15 protein-coding genes and 1 riboswitch are annotated in these 17,615 nt (G+C 63.8%); all 15 genes read left to right on the top strand.

Annotation, left to right across the window (positions count from 1 at the left end; translation table 11 throughout):
* Window positions 1-127 precede the first annotated feature (127 nt).
* The 15 genes from AB0N72_RS08495 to AB0N72_RS08425 all read left to right on the top strand — a co-directional run bounded on the left by AB0N72_RS08495 (window position 128) and on the right by AB0N72_RS08425 (window position 17,547).
* The gene (locus AB0N72_RS08495) at window positions 128-1,639 is read left to right on the top strand and encodes a PucR family transcriptional regulator ligand-binding domain-containing protein (RefSeq protein WP_363932102.1); all 1,512 of its coding nucleotides are present in this window, start codon (window positions 128-130) and stop codon (window positions 1,637-1,639) included.
* A gap of 74 nt (window positions 1,640-1,713) precedes the next feature.
* Window positions 1,714-1,812, top strand: a riboswitch (glycine riboswitch).
* 149 nt (window positions 1,813-1,961) lie between these two features.
* Window positions 1,962-4,808, top strand: coding sequence for an aminomethyl-transferring glycine dehydrogenase (gene gcvP / locus AB0N72_RS08490; RefSeq protein WP_363932101.1), 2,847 nt, complete (start codon window positions 1,962-1,964; stop codon window positions 4,806-4,808).
* Between the two features lie 11 nt (window positions 4,809-4,819).
* A complete protein-coding gene (gene gcvT, locus AB0N72_RS08485) occupies window positions 4,820-5,953 on the top strand; it encodes a glycine cleavage system aminomethyltransferase GcvT (RefSeq protein ID WP_363932100.1) in 1,134 nt (377 codons plus the stop codon).
* An 84-nt stretch (window positions 5,954-6,037) separates the two neighbouring features.
* Complete coding sequence (gene gcvH / locus AB0N72_RS08480) at window positions 6,038-6,421, top strand: glycine cleavage system protein GcvH (protein ID WP_363932099.1); 384 nt, start codon at window positions 6,038-6,040, stop codon at window positions 6,419-6,421.
* Window positions 6,418-7,737 carry a serine hydroxymethyltransferase gene (glyA, locus tag AB0N72_RS08475; RefSeq protein ID WP_363932098.1) on the top strand — a complete coding sequence of 440 codons (1,320 nt, stop codon included), beginning with the start codon at window positions 6,418-6,420 and terminating at the stop codon, window positions 7,735-7,737. Before gcvH ends, glyA begins: the two co-directional genes overlap by 4 nt.
* Window positions 7,738-8,113: 376 nt before the next feature.
* Complete coding sequence (locus AB0N72_RS08470; RefSeq protein WP_364081246.1) at window positions 8,114-9,526, top strand: L-serine ammonia-lyase; 1,413 nt, start codon at window positions 8,114-8,116, stop codon at window positions 9,524-9,526.
* 22 nt (window positions 9,527-9,548) lie between these two features.
* On the top strand, window positions 9,549-10,556 hold the full coding sequence (lipA, locus tag AB0N72_RS08465; RefSeq protein WP_363934867.1) for a lipoyl synthase: 1,008 nt from the start codon (window positions 9,549-9,551) through the stop codon (window positions 10,554-10,556).
* 594 nt (window positions 10,557-11,150) lie between these two features.
* Window positions 11,151-11,606 (top strand): hypothetical protein, encoded by a 456-nt coding sequence (locus AB0N72_RS08460; protein WP_363934865.1) that lies wholly within the window; start codon window positions 11,151-11,153, stop codon window positions 11,604-11,606.
* Between the two features lie 97 nt (window positions 11,607-11,703).
* The gene (locus AB0N72_RS08455; RefSeq protein ID WP_363934864.1) at window positions 11,704-12,540 is read left to right on the top strand and encodes a hypothetical protein; all 837 of its coding nucleotides are present in this window, start codon (window positions 11,704-11,706) and stop codon (window positions 12,538-12,540) included.
* 1 nt (window position 12,541) lies between these two features.
* Complete coding sequence (locus AB0N72_RS08450; RefSeq protein ID WP_363934862.1) at window positions 12,542-13,057, top strand: hypothetical protein; 516 nt, start codon at window positions 12,542-12,544, stop codon at window positions 13,055-13,057.
* Entirely contained in the window at window positions 13,054-14,298 is a 1,245-nt protein-coding gene (locus AB0N72_RS08445) for a hypothetical protein (protein WP_363934861.1), read from the top strand. Before AB0N72_RS08450 ends, AB0N72_RS08445 begins: the two co-directional genes overlap by 4 nt.
* 122 nt (window positions 14,299-14,420) lie before the next feature.
* On the top strand, window positions 14,421-15,485 hold the full coding sequence (locus AB0N72_RS08440; RefSeq protein WP_363934870.1) for an FUSC family protein: 1,065 nt from the start codon (window positions 14,421-14,423) through the stop codon (window positions 15,483-15,485).
* Window positions 15,486-15,582: 97 nt separating this feature from the next.
* Window positions 15,583-16,083, top strand: a complete 501-nt coding sequence (locus AB0N72_RS08435) for a MarR family transcriptional regulator (protein WP_363934860.1) — start codon at window positions 15,583-15,585, stop codon at window positions 16,081-16,083.
* Between the two features lie 109 nt (window positions 16,084-16,192).
* Window positions 16,193-16,594, top strand: a complete 402-nt coding sequence (locus tag AB0N72_RS08430; RefSeq protein ID WP_363934858.1) for a hypothetical protein — start codon at window positions 16,193-16,195, stop codon at window positions 16,592-16,594.
* A gap of 44 nt (window positions 16,595-16,638) precedes the next feature.
* Window positions 16,639-17,547: a serine/threonine-protein kinase gene (locus tag AB0N72_RS08425; RefSeq protein ID WP_363934856.1), complete on the top strand. Its 909-nt coding sequence runs from the start codon at window positions 16,639-16,641 to the stop codon at window positions 17,545-17,547.
* Window positions 17,548-17,615: the final 68 nt, after the last annotated feature.

Genomic DNA, 17,615 nt, shown 5'->3' with positions numbered 1-17,615 from the left:
GGGAACTAAGTAATTCCATTGTTGGTGACGCGCATCACTCCCGAAAGCGCTACATTGACTACAAATGGCCGAGCCATTTAGACGAATGTCTAACCAGCCCGGAAACACGCAGAAAACGGAGCATCCCATGGCGATCACGGTGGCCGAACTCGTAGCCGAACCGCAGCTCGGACTCACCCTCCTGGCAGGGCAGGCCGGCCTGGACAATCGCATCACCTGGGCCCACACCTCGGACCTGCCCCGGCTCTGGGAATGGGTGACCGGCGGGGAGCTCATGATGACCAATGGCCTGTCCGTTCCCGCCGACCCGGAAGGCCAGGTGGCGCTCGCCGAGGCCCTCATGGACAGCGGAGCCAGCGCCCTGGCGATCGGGGAGAAGATGCACGCGCCGCCCCTCACGCCGGAGTTCCTGGCGGCATGCGAGCAGCTGCCGCTGCCCCTGATCAACATCCCGTATCCGCTGCCGTTCATCGCCATTGCGCGCTCGGTAGCGGAGTCCTCCCTGCTCGAAGAATCACGACGATTGCGCCAAACCGCGCGGGTCTATGACCTGCTGAGGACGGCCGGCGCCTCGGAGGACCACTGGCAGAGCCTGGTCCAGCGGCTCGCCACGGAGCTTGATGCGCAACTGTTCGTTGTGGACCGCCGCTGCCTCCATCCTTGGCATCCGGACGGGGAGGCCCTGCCGCAGTTCCTCACCGATGCCTGGGCTCCGTTGTCCGGCCACGCAACTCCTGCCGGGAAGAATTTCCAATGGCATCGGATCAGGGGCAGGCACGTGCTGACCATGGACATACCCACCCACGCCAGCGCGCTCATGGTTGTGCTGCCCAACAGCGAACCGCACCCGGACGCCGTCGTGCTCCTTCACGCCGCAACCGTGCTGGGACTGCAGCTTTCACGGATAGTGCTGTCGCTCGAAAGCCGTCACAGGTTGGCCGGCGAGTTCCTGCTGCAGGCGATGGACGGCCGCTTGGGCGTGGCGGAGATGGAGAGCCGGCTGTCCGGCTTTGGAATTGCGGCCCAGGATTTCCTGCTGGTCACCATGTCCGGGGATGGTTCCCAGGCAGCAACCGACGGCGACCGGCTGGCGAACGTCCACGTCGAACTGTGGAGGCACGGGGTTGCGTCGGCGTCCTTGAAGCGGAACAACAGGCTCCACGTGGTGGTTCCGGCCGACGTGCCTGATGATGTCCTGGTGCATTGCGCGGGTCCGGATGCCGTGATCGGAATCAGCGCGGTGGGTGCTGTTGCCAGTATCCAAAGGGCCCTCCAGGAGTCCCTCTGGGCGCTAGGATCTGCTCGCGCTAACAAGCTGCGGCTGGCACGTTACGCCCAAGGCCCATCGTGGCTCGGACTGACCGGCTTCGAGGAAGGAACGGCGTTGGTCCGGCGTCTTTTGGGTCCGATTTTCGATTACGAGCAAAGCCAGGACGGAGATCTCTTGGTCACGTTGAGGACCTACCTGGACTCCCAGCGGTCCTGGCAAAAGACAGCCGCTGCCCTGTTCGCGCACCGGCAAACAATCATCTACAGGATGCGGAAAATCGGTGAATTGACGGGCCTGGACATGGGCGAGACGTCCACGGTGGCGCAGTTGTGGTTCGCGCTCCAAATCCATGAGGCGATGCATCAGTAGCCCTGCCTTGCTTGCGCTTTTTCGAAACTACCCGCTATGGTGTGAAGCGTGTCACTGAGGTGGCGCAACGCTTTTGATCTGCGGCGGGAGAGTCCTGCCGGTACATCCAGTCAGGCGCCGTAGGAGCAAATCCTCCCCAGGAATCTCTCAGGCCCATGTACCGCCGCGGTTAGGCAACTCTGGAAAGCAGCCCGGGTAACCGGGCTCACCGACGGTGCAAGCAGGCAACCATTCCTGCGGAATCTCTCAGGTCCAATACAGAGCGGGGAGGAACACCACATCATCGTGGCGCTCACTGGGCGCCTGAATCATGGAGTTCCTCTTGACTGTTCAATCAACCCCCACCGCTTTCGCGGACCGGCACATCGGCGCCCGGCGCCAGGCCGATGTTGACACCATGCTCAAGGCCATCGGCTACGACTCTGTCGACGGCCTGGTGGACGTAGCCGTCCCCGATTCCATCCGCCAGTCCTCGCCGCTGACCCTTTCGGCGGCGCTGAGCGAGACCCAGGTCCTTACCGAGCTGCGCAAGCTGGCCTCGAAGAACAAGACCGCTGTCCAGATGATCGGCCAGGGCTACTACGACACCGTCACCCCGCCGGTCATCCGCCGCAACATCCTTGAAGCTCCGGCCTGGTACACGGCCTACACGCCGTACCAGCCCGAAATTTCCCAGGGCCGCCTCGAAGCGCTGCTCAACTTCCAGACCATGGTGCAGGACCTCACTGGCCTGCCCGTAGCCAACGCCTCGTTGCTGGATGAAGCCACCGCTGTGGCCGAGGCCGTGCTCCTGATGCGCAGGGCCAATAAGAACAAGACTGCCAAAGACGGCAAGACTGTCCTGGACGCGGACCTCCTCCCGCAGACCATCGCCATTGTGCGGGGCCGCGCCGAGGCACTCGGCTTCGAGGTTCTGGTCGCCGACCTTTCGGCCGGACTGCCCGACGGCGACATCAACGGTATCGTCCTGCAGCAACCCGGCGTTTCGGGCCGGGTCTTTAACCACGCTCCCGTGATCGCTGCAGCGAAGGAGCGCGGTGCCTTGGTCACAGTCGCAGCCGATCTGCTGGCACTCACGCTCATCACGCCCCCGGGCGAGCAAGGCGCGGATATCGCCGTCGGAACCGCGCAGCGTTTCGGTGTTCCGCTGTTCTTCGGTGGCCCTCACGCCGCTTACATGGCCGTGCGCGAAGGCATGGAGCGCACGCTCCCGGGCCGCATCGTCGGCGTTTCCAAGGACAACGCCGGCGTTCCGGCGTACCGCTTGGCGCTCCAGACCCGCGAGCAGCACATCCGCCGCGAAAAGGCCACGTCCAACATCTGCACGGCCCAGGCTTTGCTCGCGATCGTGGCGTCGATGTACGCCGTTTACCACGGTCCCGAAGGCCTGAAGGCGATCGCCGAAACCGTCCACGGTCACGCCCGTGTCCTGGCCACCGCGTTGCAGAAGGCGGGCCGCGAACTTGTGTCCGGGTCCTTCTTCGACACGCTCACCGTCCGCGTCCCCGGCAAGGCCGACAAGGTCATCTCCGCGGCCGAAGCACGCGGCATCAACCTTCGCTACGTCGACGCAGACACGGTTGGCGTTTCAGTTGATGAAACCACGACGCCGGAGGTCCTCTCCGCGGTTGCCGTCGCCTTTGGTGCCGGTCCGGTAGGGGAGGCGGCCGGGTTCGAGTTGGCTTCCGACGTAATCCGCACCTCCGATTTCCTGCAGCACCCGGTGTTCAACACGCACCGTTCCGAGACGCAGCTGTTGCGCTATATCCGCAAGCTGTCCGACCGGGACCTCGCACTGGACCGCACCATGATCCCGCTGGGTTCGTGCACCATGAAGCTCAACGCCACGGCGGAGATGGAGGCCATCTCCTGGCCGGAGTTCGCTTCGATCCACCCGTTCGCTCCGGACCACCAGACGGCTGGCTGGCGTGAGCTGATTTCCGGTTTGGAAGCTGACCTGACCGAGATCACGGGCTACGACCAAGTTTCCATCCAGCCCAACGCCGGTTCCCAGGGAGAGCTTGCCGGCTTGCTCGCGATCCGTGGCTACCACCACTCCCGTGGAGACCAGCAGCGCACCGTCTGCCTGATCCCGGCTTCGGCACACGGCACCAACGCTGCCTCGGCCGTGCTGGCCGGCATGAAGGTTGTTGTTGTGGCCACGGCATCCGACGGCACCATCGACCACGATGATCTCAAGGCCAAAATCGAGGCCAACAGGGACCTGCTCTCCTGCATCATGATCACCTACCCGTCCACGCACGGTGTGTACGACGCTGACGTCCGCGAGGTGTGCGATGCGGTGCACGAGGCCGGCGGCCAGGTGTACGTGGATGGCGCCAACCTCAATGCGCTGGTTGGCCTGGCCCAGCCGGGCAAGTTCGGCGGCGACGTCTCGCACCTGAACCTGCACAAGACCTTCTGCATTCCGCACGGTGGCGGCGGTCCGGGCGTTGGCCCGGTCGCTGCGAAGGCCCACCTGGCTCCGTTCATGCCGGGGGATGCAAACAACGCTTCTTCCGAAGGTGGCGTTGCCATTTCGGCTTCCCGCTTCGGTTCCGCCGGTGTGCTGCCGATTTCCTGGGCTTACGTGAAGCTCATGGGCGGCGAAGGGCTCACCGAGGCGACCAAGTCTGCCTTGCTGGCCGCGAACTACGTAGCCTCCCGCCTGGATGAGCACTTCCCGGTCCTGTACACGGGCGAAGGCGGACTCGTGGCGCACGAATGCATCCTGGACCTCCGCGAGCTCACGGTCCGCACGGGTGTCACGGCTGAAGACGTTGCCAAGCGCCTGATCGATTTCGGCTTCCACGCCCCCACGCTGGCGTTCCCGGTTGCCGGCACGCTCATGGTGGAACCCACGGAATCCGAAGACCTGGCCGAAATCGATCGCTTCATCGAAGCCATGATCACCATCCGTGGCGAGATCGAGCAGGTAGCCAGCGGGGACTTCACTGTTGAGAAGTCGCCGCTGCGCAACGCGCCGCACACGGCTGCCGCCGTCGTCAGTTCCGACTGGGACCGCGACTACCCCCGTGAGCAGGCCGCCTTCCCGGTCCACCACCTCAAGCAGGACAAGTACTTCCCGCCGGTTGGCCGCATTGACGGCGCGGCAGGCGACCGGAACCTTGTGTGCTCCTGCCCTCCCCTCGAAGACTTTGAGAACTAAAGGATCCTGAGATGTCTGAGAACTACACAGCTCTTTACGAGCAACACAAAAAGGCCGGCGCGTCCTTCACGGACTTCGGCGGCTGGCAGATGCCCCTTAAATACGAGTCCGAACTCGCCGAGCACCACGCCGTCCGCAACGCGGCGGGCCTGTTCGACCTCTCCCACATGGGCGAAGTCTGGGTCACCGGTCCCCATGCCGCAGCGTTCCTGGACTACGCACTGGTGGGCAAGTTGTCCGCGATTGCGGTTGGAAAGGCGAAGTACTCGCTGATCTGCAACGCCGACGGCGGCATCATCGACGATCTCATCACGTACCGCCGCGCAGCGGATAAGTTCCTCGTGGTTCCGAATGCGGGCAACGCTGCGGTTGTGGCGGCGGCCTTGAAGGAGCGTGCGGCCGGTTTCGACGTTGTTGTTGAGGACGCCTCCGCCGAGACCTCCCTGATCGCCGTACAGGGACCGAACGCCGAGGCGATCCTGCTGACCTTGGTGCCCGCGGAGCAGCACTCCCTGGTCACCGAGCTGAAGTACTACGCCGCGGTTGAGATCCCGTTGATTTCCGACGGCGGTACCCAAGACCTGCTGGTGGCCCGCACCGGGTACACCGGGGAGGACGGCTTCGAGATTTACATCCCGAACGTCGACGCTCCGGGTCTGTGGGAAGCGCTACTCGAAGCAGGCGAGGGCCACGGCCTCATCCCCGCAGGCCTCGCAGCCCGCGACTCCCTGCGCCTCGAAGCGGGCATGCCCCTCTACGGCAACGAGCTCTCCCGCCACGTGAACGCCTACGCAGCCGGGCTCGGTCCCGTGGTGGCGTTGTCCAAGGAGGGCGACTTTGTTGGCAAGGAAGCACTCGCCGCGATCAAAGCCGCCGGTGTTGGTTCCACGATCGGGCAGAAACTGGTGGGACTCAAAGGCGCCGGACGTCGCGCGGCCCGTGGGCACTACTCGGTCCTCAAGGACGGTTCCCTGATCGGCGAGGTGACCTCGGGGCAGCCGAGCCCGACGCTCGGTTACCCGGTCGCCCTGGCGTATGTCGACGTCGAGCATTCAGAGCCGGGCACGATCGTTGACGTCGACCTCCGCGGTAAGGCCGAACCGTTCGAAGTTGTGCCGCTGCCGTTCTACAAGCGCCAAAAGTAGCGAGTTTTTGTACACATAACGCGCTTAAAAGGCCCTCTTAAGGGCATCAGCTGTACGAAAACTCCACGAGAGATAGGAATTGGAATGAGCAAAGTAGTTGCTGAACTGAAGTACTCGGCCGAGCATGAATGGGTGGCTGCCGATGGAGGTGGGCCTGTGGGGATTGGCATCTCCGCCGTGGCCGCCGACGCCTTGGGTGACATCGTGTATGTGGACCTGCCCGAGGTCGGTTCCACAGTGACCGCCGGGGAGACCTGCGGCGAGGTGGAATCCACCAAGTCCGTCTCCGACCTCTACTCGCCCGTGACCGGTGAGGTGACCGAGATCAACGACGCCGTAGTCGGAGATCCCGCCCTCATCAACACCGACCCCTACGGCGCAGGCTGGCTGTTCAAGGTGGCCGCCACGGAAGAAGGGCCCCTCATGTCGGCCGAAGAGTACGCGGCAGCCAACGGAGGCGAACTGTGAACCCGGTATCCGTGACTGAATTCGAACAGGTCGTATCGCCGTCGTTGGACGCCCAGCTCTCCGAGCTGGACCCCGAGATCGCCGCGAAGATCGACGACGAACTCGGCCGCCAGCGCGACGGCCTGGAAATGATCGCATCCGAGAACCACACCGCCGTTGCCGTGATGCAGGCACAGGGTTCGGTGCTGACCAACAAGTACGCCGAAGGCTACCCCGGCAAGCGCTACTACGGTGGTTGCGAGCACGTGGACGTGATCGAGCAGCTCGCCATCGACCGGATCAAGTCCCTGTTCGGGGCCGAGTACGCGAACGTCCAGCCGCACTCCGGTGCGCAGGCAAACGCCTCCGTGATGCACGCGCTGATCAAGCCCGGCGACACCATCATGGGCCTCAACCTGGCCCACGGCGGTCACCTCACGCACGGCATGCGGATCAACTTCTCCGGCAAGCTCTACAACGTGGTGCCCTACGGCGTCCGCGAGGACACCCACACGGTGGACATGGTCGAGGTTGGGCGCCTTGCGCAGGAGCACAAGCCGGCACTCATCGTGGCTGGCTGGTCCGCTTACGCGCGGCAGTTGGACTTCGCCGAGTTCCGCCGGATCGCCGACTCCGTGGGTGCCTACCTGATGGTGGACATGGCACACTTCGCCGGACTGGTGGCTGCAGGATTGCACCCCTCTCCGGTCCCGCACGCCCACGTCACCACCTCAACGACGCACAAGACCCTCGCCGGTCCGCGCGGCGGAATCATCCTCTCCAACGACGCCGACATCGCCAAGAAGATCAACTCGGCCGTGTTCCCGGGGCAGCAGGGTGGACCGCTGGAGCACGTGATCGCCGGCAAGGCCGTGGCATTCAAGATCGCAGCTTCCGAAGAGTTCCGGGAGCGCCAGTCGCGCGTACTGGCAGGCTCGCGTATTCTCGCCGAGCGCTTGGTCCAGCCCGACGTCGCAGCCAAGGGGATCTCCGTGGTTTCCGGCGGAACGGACGTCCACTTGGTCCTGGTTGACCTGCGCAACTGTGAGCTCGACGGCCAGCAAGCCGAAGACCGTCTCGCGGCAATCGACATCACCGTCAACCGCAACGCCGTCCCCTTCGACCCCCGGCCGCCCATGGTCACCTCGGGCCTGCGGATCGGCACGCCGGCGCTGGCAACGCGCGGGTTTGGCGAAGCAGCCTTCCGCGAGGTTGCGGACATCATCGCCGAAGCATTGATCGCCGACGCCGACGCGGACCTTTCCGGGTTGCGTCACCGGGTTGAGGCCCTGGCTGAGGCGCACCCGCTCTACCCCGGAGTTCCCAACTTGGGTTAAGGCCTCACATCCGATTCGTGGGCTAGCTGCGGAGTGTGCGGTGCACACGGCACACTCCGCAGCGAACCCCCGAATCGGGGCTGGTTCGAAGCGGCCTATTTGGGGGCGGGGTCCGGCAGCGGCCGTCTAAGGGAGCATCGCATCCGCTCAGCGGGTGCAACTGCGACCGAGGCCGCAGAGGACGCGGGCCCCGACAGGCGGCGGTGGCCCACATTGATCTCCCGGGTGCGGCATTTGCTGGGAACGAATGCCGCACGTCAACACCGGGCTGGGGTCCGCACTGGGACCCCCGGGGCCGGGCCGCCTTGGCTCGGGATTTGGTCCGGCCCCACCTTTTTGTTTGTTCTTCACTCCTCCCTGAAAGGGATCCCCGGCTATGGCTGTTGGTGTTTTCGATCTGTTTTCCGTTGGTATTGGCCCGTCGAGTTCGCACACGGTGGGGCCGATGCGGGCTGGTGCGGTGTTTGCCCGGGAACTGCGTGAATCCGGCGTGCTGCCTGCCGTGGCGTCGTTGCGGGTTGATTTGTATGGGTCCTTGGCTGCGACGGGCAAGGGCCACGGCACGTTCACCGCGACGCTGCTGGGTCTCGAGGGCTATGAACCTGAGTTGATCCTGCCGGATGAGGTGGAGGAGCGGCTTGCGTCGATCGCGGAGACGGGTGTGTTGAACCTGGCGGGTGCTTCGGGTGGGGGAGTGGAGTTGCCGTATGCGGTGGAGGATATGGTGTTGCATCCGTTGACGGTGTTGCCGCGGCACACGAACGGGATGAAGTTTGCTGTTTCCGATGCCGGGGGGAATGTGCTGAAGGAGGCGACGTTTTTCTCGGTGGGTGGTGGGTTCATTGTCCGGGAGGGTGAGGAGAACGCGGCGCAGCAGGAGCTGGAGGAGACGAAGGCGGAGTTGCCGTTGCCGTTCCGGACCGCGGCGGAGTTGTTGGGCCGGTGCGCCTCGAAGGGCTTGGGGATCAGCGACATCATGTTCATCAATGAGCGGGCGTCCCGGTCCGAGGAGGAGATCCGTGAGGGTTTGCTGCATATCTGGTCGGTGATGGAGGCGTGTGTTGAGACGTCCTTGAAGCGTGAGGGTGTGTTGCCGGGTGGGTTGCGGGTGAAGCGTCGGGCTCCTGATTGGTTGGAGCGGTTGTTGAAGGAGGACAAGGACCGCAACGATCCGAAGTATTGGCAGGAGTGGGTGAACCTGATCGCGTTGGCCGTGAATGAGGAGAACGCTTCGGGTGGCCGGGTGGTGACTGCTCCGACGAATGGTGCGGCGGGGATTATTCCGGCGGTGCTGTATTACGCGTTGAATTATGCTCCGGGGATGGACAAGGCCACCCAAAAGGATAAGGACGATGTGGTGGTGCGGTTCCTGCTCGCTGCCGGTGCGGTGGGTGTGTTGTATAAGGAGCAGGCGTCCATTTCCGGTGCTGAGGTGGGGTGCCAGGGTGAGGTGGGGTCGGCGTCGTCGATGGCTGCTGCCGGTCTTGCTGAGGTGATGGGTGGTTCTCCGGGTCAGGTGGAGAACGCGGCGGAGATCGCGATGGAGCACAATCTGGGGTTGACGTGTGATCCGATTGGTGGGTTGGTGCAGATTCCGTGTATTGAGCGGAACGCGATTGCTGCGGCGAAGGCGATCAACGCCGCGAAGATGGCGTTGTGGGGTGATGGCACGCACCGGGTCTCGTTGGATGAAGTGATCGTCACGATGCGTGAAACCGGCAAGGACATGTCCCACAAGTACAAGGAAACCGCGATGGGCGGCCTCGCCGTCAACGTCGTCGAATGCTGAAAATCAACACTAAGGAAACCGCATGACACTCGCACCTGAAGGCCGTAAGTTGCTGCGCGTTGAGCAGCGTAACTCGGCGGTCCCGGTTGAACGTAAGCCTGAGTGGATCAAGGCCAAGGTCCAGATGGGTCCGGAGTTTGTCCAGCTCAAGAACCTGGTCAAGAAAGAGGGCCTGCACACGGTCTGCGAAGAGGCCGGGTGCCCGAACATCTTCGAGTGCTGGGAAGACAAGGAAGCGACGTTCCTGATCGGCGGGTCCGAATGCACGCGCCGCTGTGATTTCTGCCAGATCGATACCGGCAAACCCTCCCCGGTGGACATGTTCGAACCCACCAAGGTCGCCCGGTCCGTGCAGGCCATGCAGCTGCGCTACGCCACCGTGACCGGGGTGGCCCGTGACGACCTCGAAGACGAGGGTGTCTGGTTGTACGCCGAAACGGTCCGGAAGATCCATGAACTGAATCCCGGCACCGGGGTGGAGTTGCTGATCCCGGACTTCTCCGGCAAACCCGAACACATCGCCGCGATCTGTGAGTCCAAGCCCGAGGTGTTCGCGCACAACGTCGAGACAGTGCCCCGGATCTTCAAGCGGATCCGCCCGGCGTTCCGGTACGAACGCTCCCTGGATGTCATCACCCAGGGCCGGGATTTGGGCATGGTGACCAAGTCCAACCTGATCCTGGGCATGGGCGAGACCCGCGAGGAAATCTCCGAAGCCCTCCGGGACCTGCACGCCGCCGGCTGTGACCTGATCACGATCACCCAGTACCTGCGCCCCTCCGAACGGCACCTGCCCGTGGACCGGTGGGTCAGGCCGCAGGAATTCGTGGACCTCCAGCACGAAGCCGAGGAAATCGGCTTCCTCGGCGTCATGTCCGGGCCCTTGGTCCGCTCCTCCTACCGGGCCGGACGGCTCTGGGCCACCGCGATGCGCAAGAAAGGCTGGGACATCCCCGAAGCCCTTGCCCACATCGAGTCCTCCGGCACCACCCGGCAGGAAGCCTCCACCATCCTCGCCGCCCGCGCCTGACCAGCCCGCGCCTGAACAGCCCGCGCCTGAACAGCCCACAGCTGACTAGCTCGCGGCTGAACAACCTACCAAAGGTCCCGCCGGCATCCAGCTCTTCAGCAGCAATTCCCTGCCCCGGCGCCCCGGGCTTCCTAGCCAAGAACAGTTGTACGACGGCGGTCTGGTCGCCTTATGAAGGCGGCCAGGCCGCCGTCGGGCGTTAATCCTTGATGCCAAAAGCATCGAACACCAGCGCAGTTTTTGCTCAAGATGCGCACAATGTTGGCGCACCAACGCCGGAAGACCGTCATTTGCCGACGCTGTGGCCGTGTCCACTCCTTGGACAGCGCACCAGAACGCGAGTACCTATGTTCCCGTCACGGCTGCGTTGCCGGCGGGCCGACCAAGTAATTCGAGCGGAGAAGCAGAGTACCTGCACGCCGCATGTGGGTATTTCCCGGCCTCTGTTCGAATAAAAAGTGAGGTATTCCGAATCGTAGCCACAGGGCTTGCCGTGGTTGAAACATTGGGTCCATCGCTCCATCCGCCAGCAAAGGCCGGATGCTGGGGGTTGCACTGCGGCTCCCCGGACCAGATCAACCAAGGAGTCACATCATGCGCAAGCTTTCGAAGAAGAGCCGGATCACCGCCGCAGTCGCTGGCGTCGCACTGGTAGCAGTGGGTGGCGGGGCCGCCTACGCCTACTGGACCACCACGGGTTCAGGCAGCGGATCTGCGGCAAACTCGTCCGGCGGAGGTACGGTCACCCTCCACGCCACCTTCGCCGGCGGCCTTGCTCCAGGCAACTCGGTGCCCGTGAGCTACACGGCGGACAACTCCACCACGTCCGGCACGGTGGTGGGCGCACTCACCGCTTCCGTGAGCACTGACGTGGCTGGATGTCTGCCTGCGTGGTTCGAGGTCACCGCAGTCACCACGAACAGCTCCGTTGCCGCCAACAGCACCGGCACGTCTGTCGGCTCCGGCACGCTGAAGTTCAACGACAGCACCACCGTCAACCAGGATGCCTGCAAGGCTGCGACCGTCACGGTCACCGTCGGCAGCGTGTAAAACCTCGACGCCGGGGCCCGCCTCTAACGGCGGACCCCGGCATGCCCGTTCCAGCAGTTTCGCCAACGCATCAAGCCGACGTCCGAAAAGAGCTTCCATGGACCACCGCCCAGAGCGCATCGCACCGTCCCGCCGAGGTGAAGTACTGCGTGCGTTGCTGCTGGCCTTGTTGGTGGCGATTTTGCCAGCCGCAGCACTTGCAGCCAACAACGGCCAAGGCAGTGCCGCAAAAGCACCCTCTGGAATCACGGTGGCGTTGTCTCCATCGAGCCGGACGGTCGACCAAGGCCAGTCCACCACCTTCACGGTGTCGGCGACGTCGACAGGTGGTTTCACGGGACCCGTGACGTTCTCGACCAGCGGACTGCCGGCCGGCGCGAACGCGAGCTTCGCGCCGTCGTCGTCAAACCTGACGTCGGGAGGCACGGTCCAGGCGACCCTGACGGTAGGAACCGCCACCACGACGCCGGCGGCAAAGACCGATTTCACGGTCAAAGCGGGCAGCGGAACGGTAGTTTCCAACACGGCGCCGGGCCAGTTGCAGGTCCTGGAAGTCAAGCGGAATTTCGGGGTAACCGGGTCCGTGAATGGCATGCTTGCGCCGGGAGTGTCGAGGTCGCTGGAATTGCAGATCTCCAACCCGGAAAACAAGAGCATCGCCGTGACCAATCTTTCCGTCTCCATCAGCCAGGTGGTCCGGACACCGGCGGCCATTGCGGCGAACCTTCCATGCACCGCCGCTGACTACAAGCTCACCCAGTACTCGGGCGCGTATCCGTTGACGGTTGAACCCGGCGTCCGAAAATTGTCGGCCCTTGGCGTACCGGAGTCGCGCTGGCCACGGATAACGATGCAGGATACGCCCCAACTCCAGGATGGTTGCAAGGGCGCCACCATCCAGCTCACGTACTCAGGCACGGGACAAGGCAACTGACATGAAGACGACAGCCCGGACACCCCGCATCCCGACAACGGGGCGGCTCGCGCGAACCGCGGCAGCCACAGTAGCCCTGTGCGTGCTGGGCGGTGTGGGATCGGCGTACGCATACTGGAGCGCCACCGGCCTCGGGAGCGGCTCATCCGTGAACGGCACCATGCAGGCCGTTACGGTGGGCGCGCTCGTGCCGGGCGACACCCTGCAAACCAGTTTGGTTCCCGGTGGAACTGCCGACGTCCTGGTCCGGGCTACCAACCCCAACCCCCACGCCGTCACCATCTACGGATTCACAGCCAACGGAGCTGCTACCGCCGACGCCTCCCATGCCGCCTGCACCACCACCGGCGTGACCTTTACGCCCCCTCCCGCACCACTTGCCACGCCGATCGTCATCGGGGCAAACAGCTCCATTCTGGTGACGCTCCAAGGAGCAGCCAGCATGGGTGCTTCTTCAGTCTCTGCCTGCCAAGGCGCCCAATTCGCCATCCCCGTGACGCTGGAGGTACGGAAGTGAGCCAGGACCGTCAGGCTTCGCGCATCAGCATGAGGCGTTGGAACCGAATCATCGTCATCGCGTTGGGTATCTTCCTCATTTCCTGCGCAGGACCCGCCGCCAACGCGTTCTGGGGTTCTGTCAGCAGCGGCTTTGGGGCCGCGAAGGCAGACTCCGTCGCCCAAGGGGCGAAGCCTGCCACCAGCGTGGCCGGAACCACCGTGACACTTAACTGGACGGCCAGTACGACGGCGGCGGGCCGGTCGGTGAGCGGCTACAGCATAGCCCGCTACAGTTCGGCCACCGGAGGTACGCGTGTGGCCGCCACCGGCACGTGCCAAGGCACGATTGCCGCTCTTTCGTGTGCTGAGGCCAACGTTCCGGCCGGGACCTGGTACTACACAGTGACGCCCCAGTTGTCTCTCTGGCAGGGCGCCGAAAGCAGCCGCAGCACCGGGACCACCCCGGTCACGGATACTACGCCACCCAACCCGCCGGTGATAAGCGCCCTTGCCTTGATCAACGCCGCCATTGCGGACAAGGTCCCGGTAAGCGGTACGGCTGAAGCCAACTCGTCTGTATCCCTCACTGTGTCAGGGGCGGGTGCACAGCCGATATCCCAGACGATAGGGGTGGACGGTTCGGGAAGTTGGACTGCGCTCCCAGTAGATGTCAGGAACTTCGCCGATGGCACCATCTCCTACTCCGCCAAGGCCACGGACGCAGCCGGTAACGTCAGTGCTGCTGGAACGGCGACGTCCTCCAAGGACGCAACGGCTCCGACGGTGACGAATGTCCGGCTTGGCAACGGAACCGGCACGGTGGGCAAGATTGACAAGGGCGATACGGTGACCATCACGTTCTCCGAACCGCTCAAGGCCAGCACCATCTGCAGCGCGTGGACCAGCAACACCGATCAGACCCTGAGCGGTGATAGTCAGGTCGCGGTCAGCATCTCGACAGGGAGCGTGCTTACAGTCTCAACTCCGGGGTGCCCGTCCTCAGCGGTCGGCAGCGTGGCACTTGGAGCCTCGTATAACAACGGCTCCACGGCCTTGACATACTCTGGCACCTCGAGTCTGGTGTGGAACTCAACGAGCAAGACGCTGACCATCACCCTGGGAACAACAGTGACGGGAACTCCGAGCAATGCGAACCGCAACCCGTTCGCGGCGACTTACACCCCGGTCGGTGGACTGACCGACGTGGCAGCTAACCCTCTCGGTACCAGCCCGGTCTCGGGTACGCCGTCCAGCTTCTAGGTGATGAGGGGCACTATCTGCACCCGATTCCGGAGTAGCCCAGCAACCGGAGCGTAACCTTGGGAGCGGACGCCAGTGCCGCCGTCGTACGTTTGATCCTGCGACGAAAGGCGAGCCGCCCCTTGAAGGCTGTAGCGGAAATGTTCACGATGGGTCCTGGCAACAAGGACCACCATCCCGCCCTCCGCTGCGCAGTAGGTGTGTTTGTTCCTCTGATCACATTGACGCTGATCGGCCGGCTGGACCTGGCAGTGTTTGCTTCGTTCGGGGCTTTCACGGGTATCTATGGGCGAAATGAACCCCATGGCGCCAGGTTCTTCAGCCAGTTGCGTGCCGGCGGCTTCATGCTTTTCATCATTCTCCTGGCCACGCTGGTGGCGCGTGTGGCACATGCGTGGGGCATTGAAGGTGCCGCATATTCGTGGCTGCTGACCGGTGCCACCACCGTAGTGGCCGGCGTTTGCTCGGTGGTGGTTGCTGCGTGGCGGTTGCGTCCGGGCGGCTCTCTCTTTCACATTTTCGCCTTCGCTGCCATCGCTTCCATCGCAGCCCAGCCGCCGCTGTGGGAGGCGCTTCTGGTGGCTGTGGGCACCACGATTTTCTGCCTTTTGATTGGCATGTCGGCCCGCGTGGTCAAGAGCCATCGAACCCCATGGAAACGTCCTCCGCGCATCCGGCACACCCCTGCAGAACGGCAGGCCATCTGGCTGGAGGGCGGCGGCTATTTGGTGGCCGCCGGCCTGGCCGGAACCATAGCCACGCTGGTGGGGGAGCGGCTTGGCTTCGGGCACACATACTGGGCGATGGTGGCCGCGGTGGTTCCTTTGGTTGGGCACTCAACTCGCCACCGGGTCAGCCGCGGCATCCAAAGAATCGCGGGAACGGTGCTGGGGCTGGTGCTGCTGGCGGGCATCCTGTGGCTGAATCCGGCGCCGTGGGCCATGGTCCTGGTGATCGCGGCGTGCCAGTTTGGTGCTGAGATGTTCATTGCCCGGCAGTACCTCGTTGCGCAGGTGTTCGTGACGCCGCTGGCGCTGATTGCCACACTCCTTGCCGCGCCCGTCGATCCTGGGTTGTTGCTGCGGGACCGCATCATCGAGACGGTCATTGGTGCCGCCGTCGGCGTCGCGGTAGTGGTCGCTCCGGCTCTCTGGCGCCGTGCGCGGGCGCTGCGGCAGACGGCCTGAGATTGCTGTCCTGACCGTCTTGTCAGCAAAGAAGCGGGATATCGCCTAGTATCAATTGGTTAGACAAGCGAGATACATGTCTACCAAAGGACTGGTGATGAGCGACAAAAGTGAACGTCAGGGCTATTGGTACGGGCTGGAGAGTCGCAAGCAGATGGGTGCCGTGGACGTGTTGAACGCGCTCAGGGACTACCGGACCGCCGAAGCGGATATGCGACGCCGGACCCGCGCCTCCATGGGCATGGGCGAAACCGATTTGCTGGCATTGCGGTATTTGCTTGAAGCCGAACGCGCGGGCCGCGACGTCGGGCCAAAGGAGCTGGCCGTCCGCCTCGGCGTGACGTCGGCGTCCATGACGTCACTTGTCGACCGTTTGGTGCGGTCTGGCTATGTGACCAGGGAACCGCACCCCACTGATCGTCGTGCGCTGATCCTGCGCCCCACCCCTGGCTCGGACCAAGAAGTGCGCGGCACGCTCGGGGACATGCACTCGCGCATGATGGAGGCCGCCGAAACGCTGAGCAGCGAGGATTCTGCGGTGGTGGTGGAGTTCCTTAGGCGCATGCGAAAGGCCATCGACGGCATCGCGACGTCCTGATCGCCGCCACGTGAATCCGGAATCCTGCAGCCCTCCGACTGGACATAATTCATAAGTACACATATAACTAGATAGCCAAGCTACTTACTAGGGAATGTGTGGGAGAACGATGACAGTCGCACTGCGTGAACCAAGCTCCACACCAGTGGCTGAAAATACCGTGGAACTTCTCACGGAACAGGTGATTCCCATGGGCCCCACGCACTGCGGGTCCCACATGGCCATCTCCGCCGGGCCCGCGTTCGACGCCATGAAGTGGGTTTCCGTGGAGCCGATCTGGCCGGAATGGGCCTGCGGCTGCGGGTTCCGGATGGACATTGACGCCTTGGATCCTGTGAGCGCCGTATGGATCGCCGCCCTCCGCAGGCAGAGCCTTCAGCACGAACTGGCCATTTCACAGAACACCCTCGCGCTGGCCTTCAAAAAGGCTGTTGACGCCGGAGTCAACGCCCTCGCCCTTGCGGAGGTAGCGGGCGTGCCTGCAGCCGAGATCGAAACCCTGCTCGGGTGACAACGCTCCATCTTGCGGCCGTCTGCGCTGATCGCGGAGCTGCTATGACAAGCGTCGTTCCCCGGAATGTTGCCCGCCCGGACGTCCTGGACCAGGTCGTGAACCAGACCGCGGACCAGGACGCGGGTCAGGACCTCAAGGACCAGGCCCCGGTGATCGCGGGCCGGTACCGCCTGGCGGGAGCGTTGGGTGGCGGCTCGGAAGCTTATGTAAAAGAGGCCGTCGACCTCCACACCGGTTCGGTGGTCGCCGTCAAGATTTTCAGGAACCCCGACCCCGCCAATGATGTCCCGTTTCGCCGGGAGATTGGCATCCATGGCCGCCTGCGGCACAAGAACATTGTCCGGGTCCTGGGCTCCGGAGTCACGGGACATGAAGCCGGCATGGCAAACCGCAATTTCCTGGTAATGGACCTGGTGGAAGGAAAGGACCTGCGAACCATCCTCCACCAGCAGCCGGCTTCGCCTCGTCAAACAGCCGAGTGGATGGGCGGCATTGCCCGGGCATTGGCGTACATCCACCGCAAGGGGATTGTCCACAACGACATCAAGCCCGGCAACATCCTGGTCAAGCTGGCAGCGGACCCGGACGGTACCGGCGTCGCGCAGTTGACCGACTTCGGCATTGCCTTCACCGGCGGTCCTTCCACGGCGACCTCGTCTTCGGGCACTCCGCATTACCTCAGCCCCGAAGAAGTGCAGGGCGGAATGTCCACAGCTGCCAGCGATGTCTATTCGCTCGGTCTGGTCGCCTTGGAGTGCCTGACCGGAACGAAAGCATTCCCTGGCCCTCCCCTCGAGTCCATGGTTGCAAGGACTCTGGGTGAACCCCGAATTCCCGGCACGGTCCGGCGGCGCTGGTCCATGGTGCTCCATGCCATGACAGACCCCAACCCTGCCGGCAGGCCGTCTGCCAGCCAAGTCGTCGGAATGTTCCGACGACTCAGCTGGTAGCCAACAATCAGGTCGATAGCGGCATGCGTCCTTATGCCGAACTGGGACCTCCTTACGAAAGAGAGAAT

The organism is Paenarthrobacter sp. NPDC089307 (genome assembly GCF_040685055.1).
Lineage (GTDB): Bacteria > Actinomycetota > Actinomycetes > Actinomycetales > Micrococcaceae > Arthrobacter.
Note: the sequence above shows the minus strand (reverse complement) of the source record. Positions and strands in the feature narration are given on the sequence as shown.

Coding starts and splice junctions, on each gene's coding strand:
- AB0N72_RS08495 (WP_363932102.1), top strand. CDS start 128: ATGGCGATCACGGTGGCCGAACTCGTAGCCGAACCGCAGCTCGGACTC.
- gcvT (WP_363932100.1), top strand. CDS start 4,820: ATGTCTGAGAACTACACAGCTCTTTACGAGCAACACAAAAAGGCCGGC.
- gcvH (WP_363932099.1), top strand. CDS start 6,038: ATGAGCAAAGTAGTTGCTGAACTGAAGTACTCGGCCGAGCATGAATGG.
- AB0N72_RS08470 (WP_364081246.1), top strand. CDS start 8,114: ATGGCTGTTGGTGTTTTCGATCTGTTTTCCGTTGGTATTGGCCCGTCG.
- lipA (WP_363934867.1), top strand. CDS start 9,549: ATGACACTCGCACCTGAAGGCCGTAAGTTGCTGCGCGTTGAGCAGCGT.
- AB0N72_RS08460 (WP_363934865.1), top strand. CDS start 11,151: ATGCGCAAGCTTTCGAAGAAGAGCCGGATCACCGCCGCAGTCGCTGGC.
- AB0N72_RS08455 (WP_363934864.1), top strand. CDS start 11,704: ATGGACCACCGCCCAGAGCGCATCGCACCGTCCCGCCGAGGTGAAGTA.
- AB0N72_RS08450 (WP_363934862.1), top strand. CDS start 12,542: ATGAAGACGACAGCCCGGACACCCCGCATCCCGACAACGGGGCGGCTC.
- AB0N72_RS08435 (WP_363934860.1), top strand. CDS start 15,583: ATGAGCGACAAAAGTGAACGTCAGGGCTATTGGTACGGGCTGGAGAGT.
- AB0N72_RS08430 (WP_363934858.1), top strand. CDS start 16,193: ATGACAGTCGCACTGCGTGAACCAAGCTCCACACCAGTGGCTGAAAAT.
- AB0N72_RS08425 (WP_363934856.1), top strand. CDS start 16,639: ATGACAAGCGTCGTTCCCCGGAATGTTGCCCGCCCGGACGTCCTGGAC.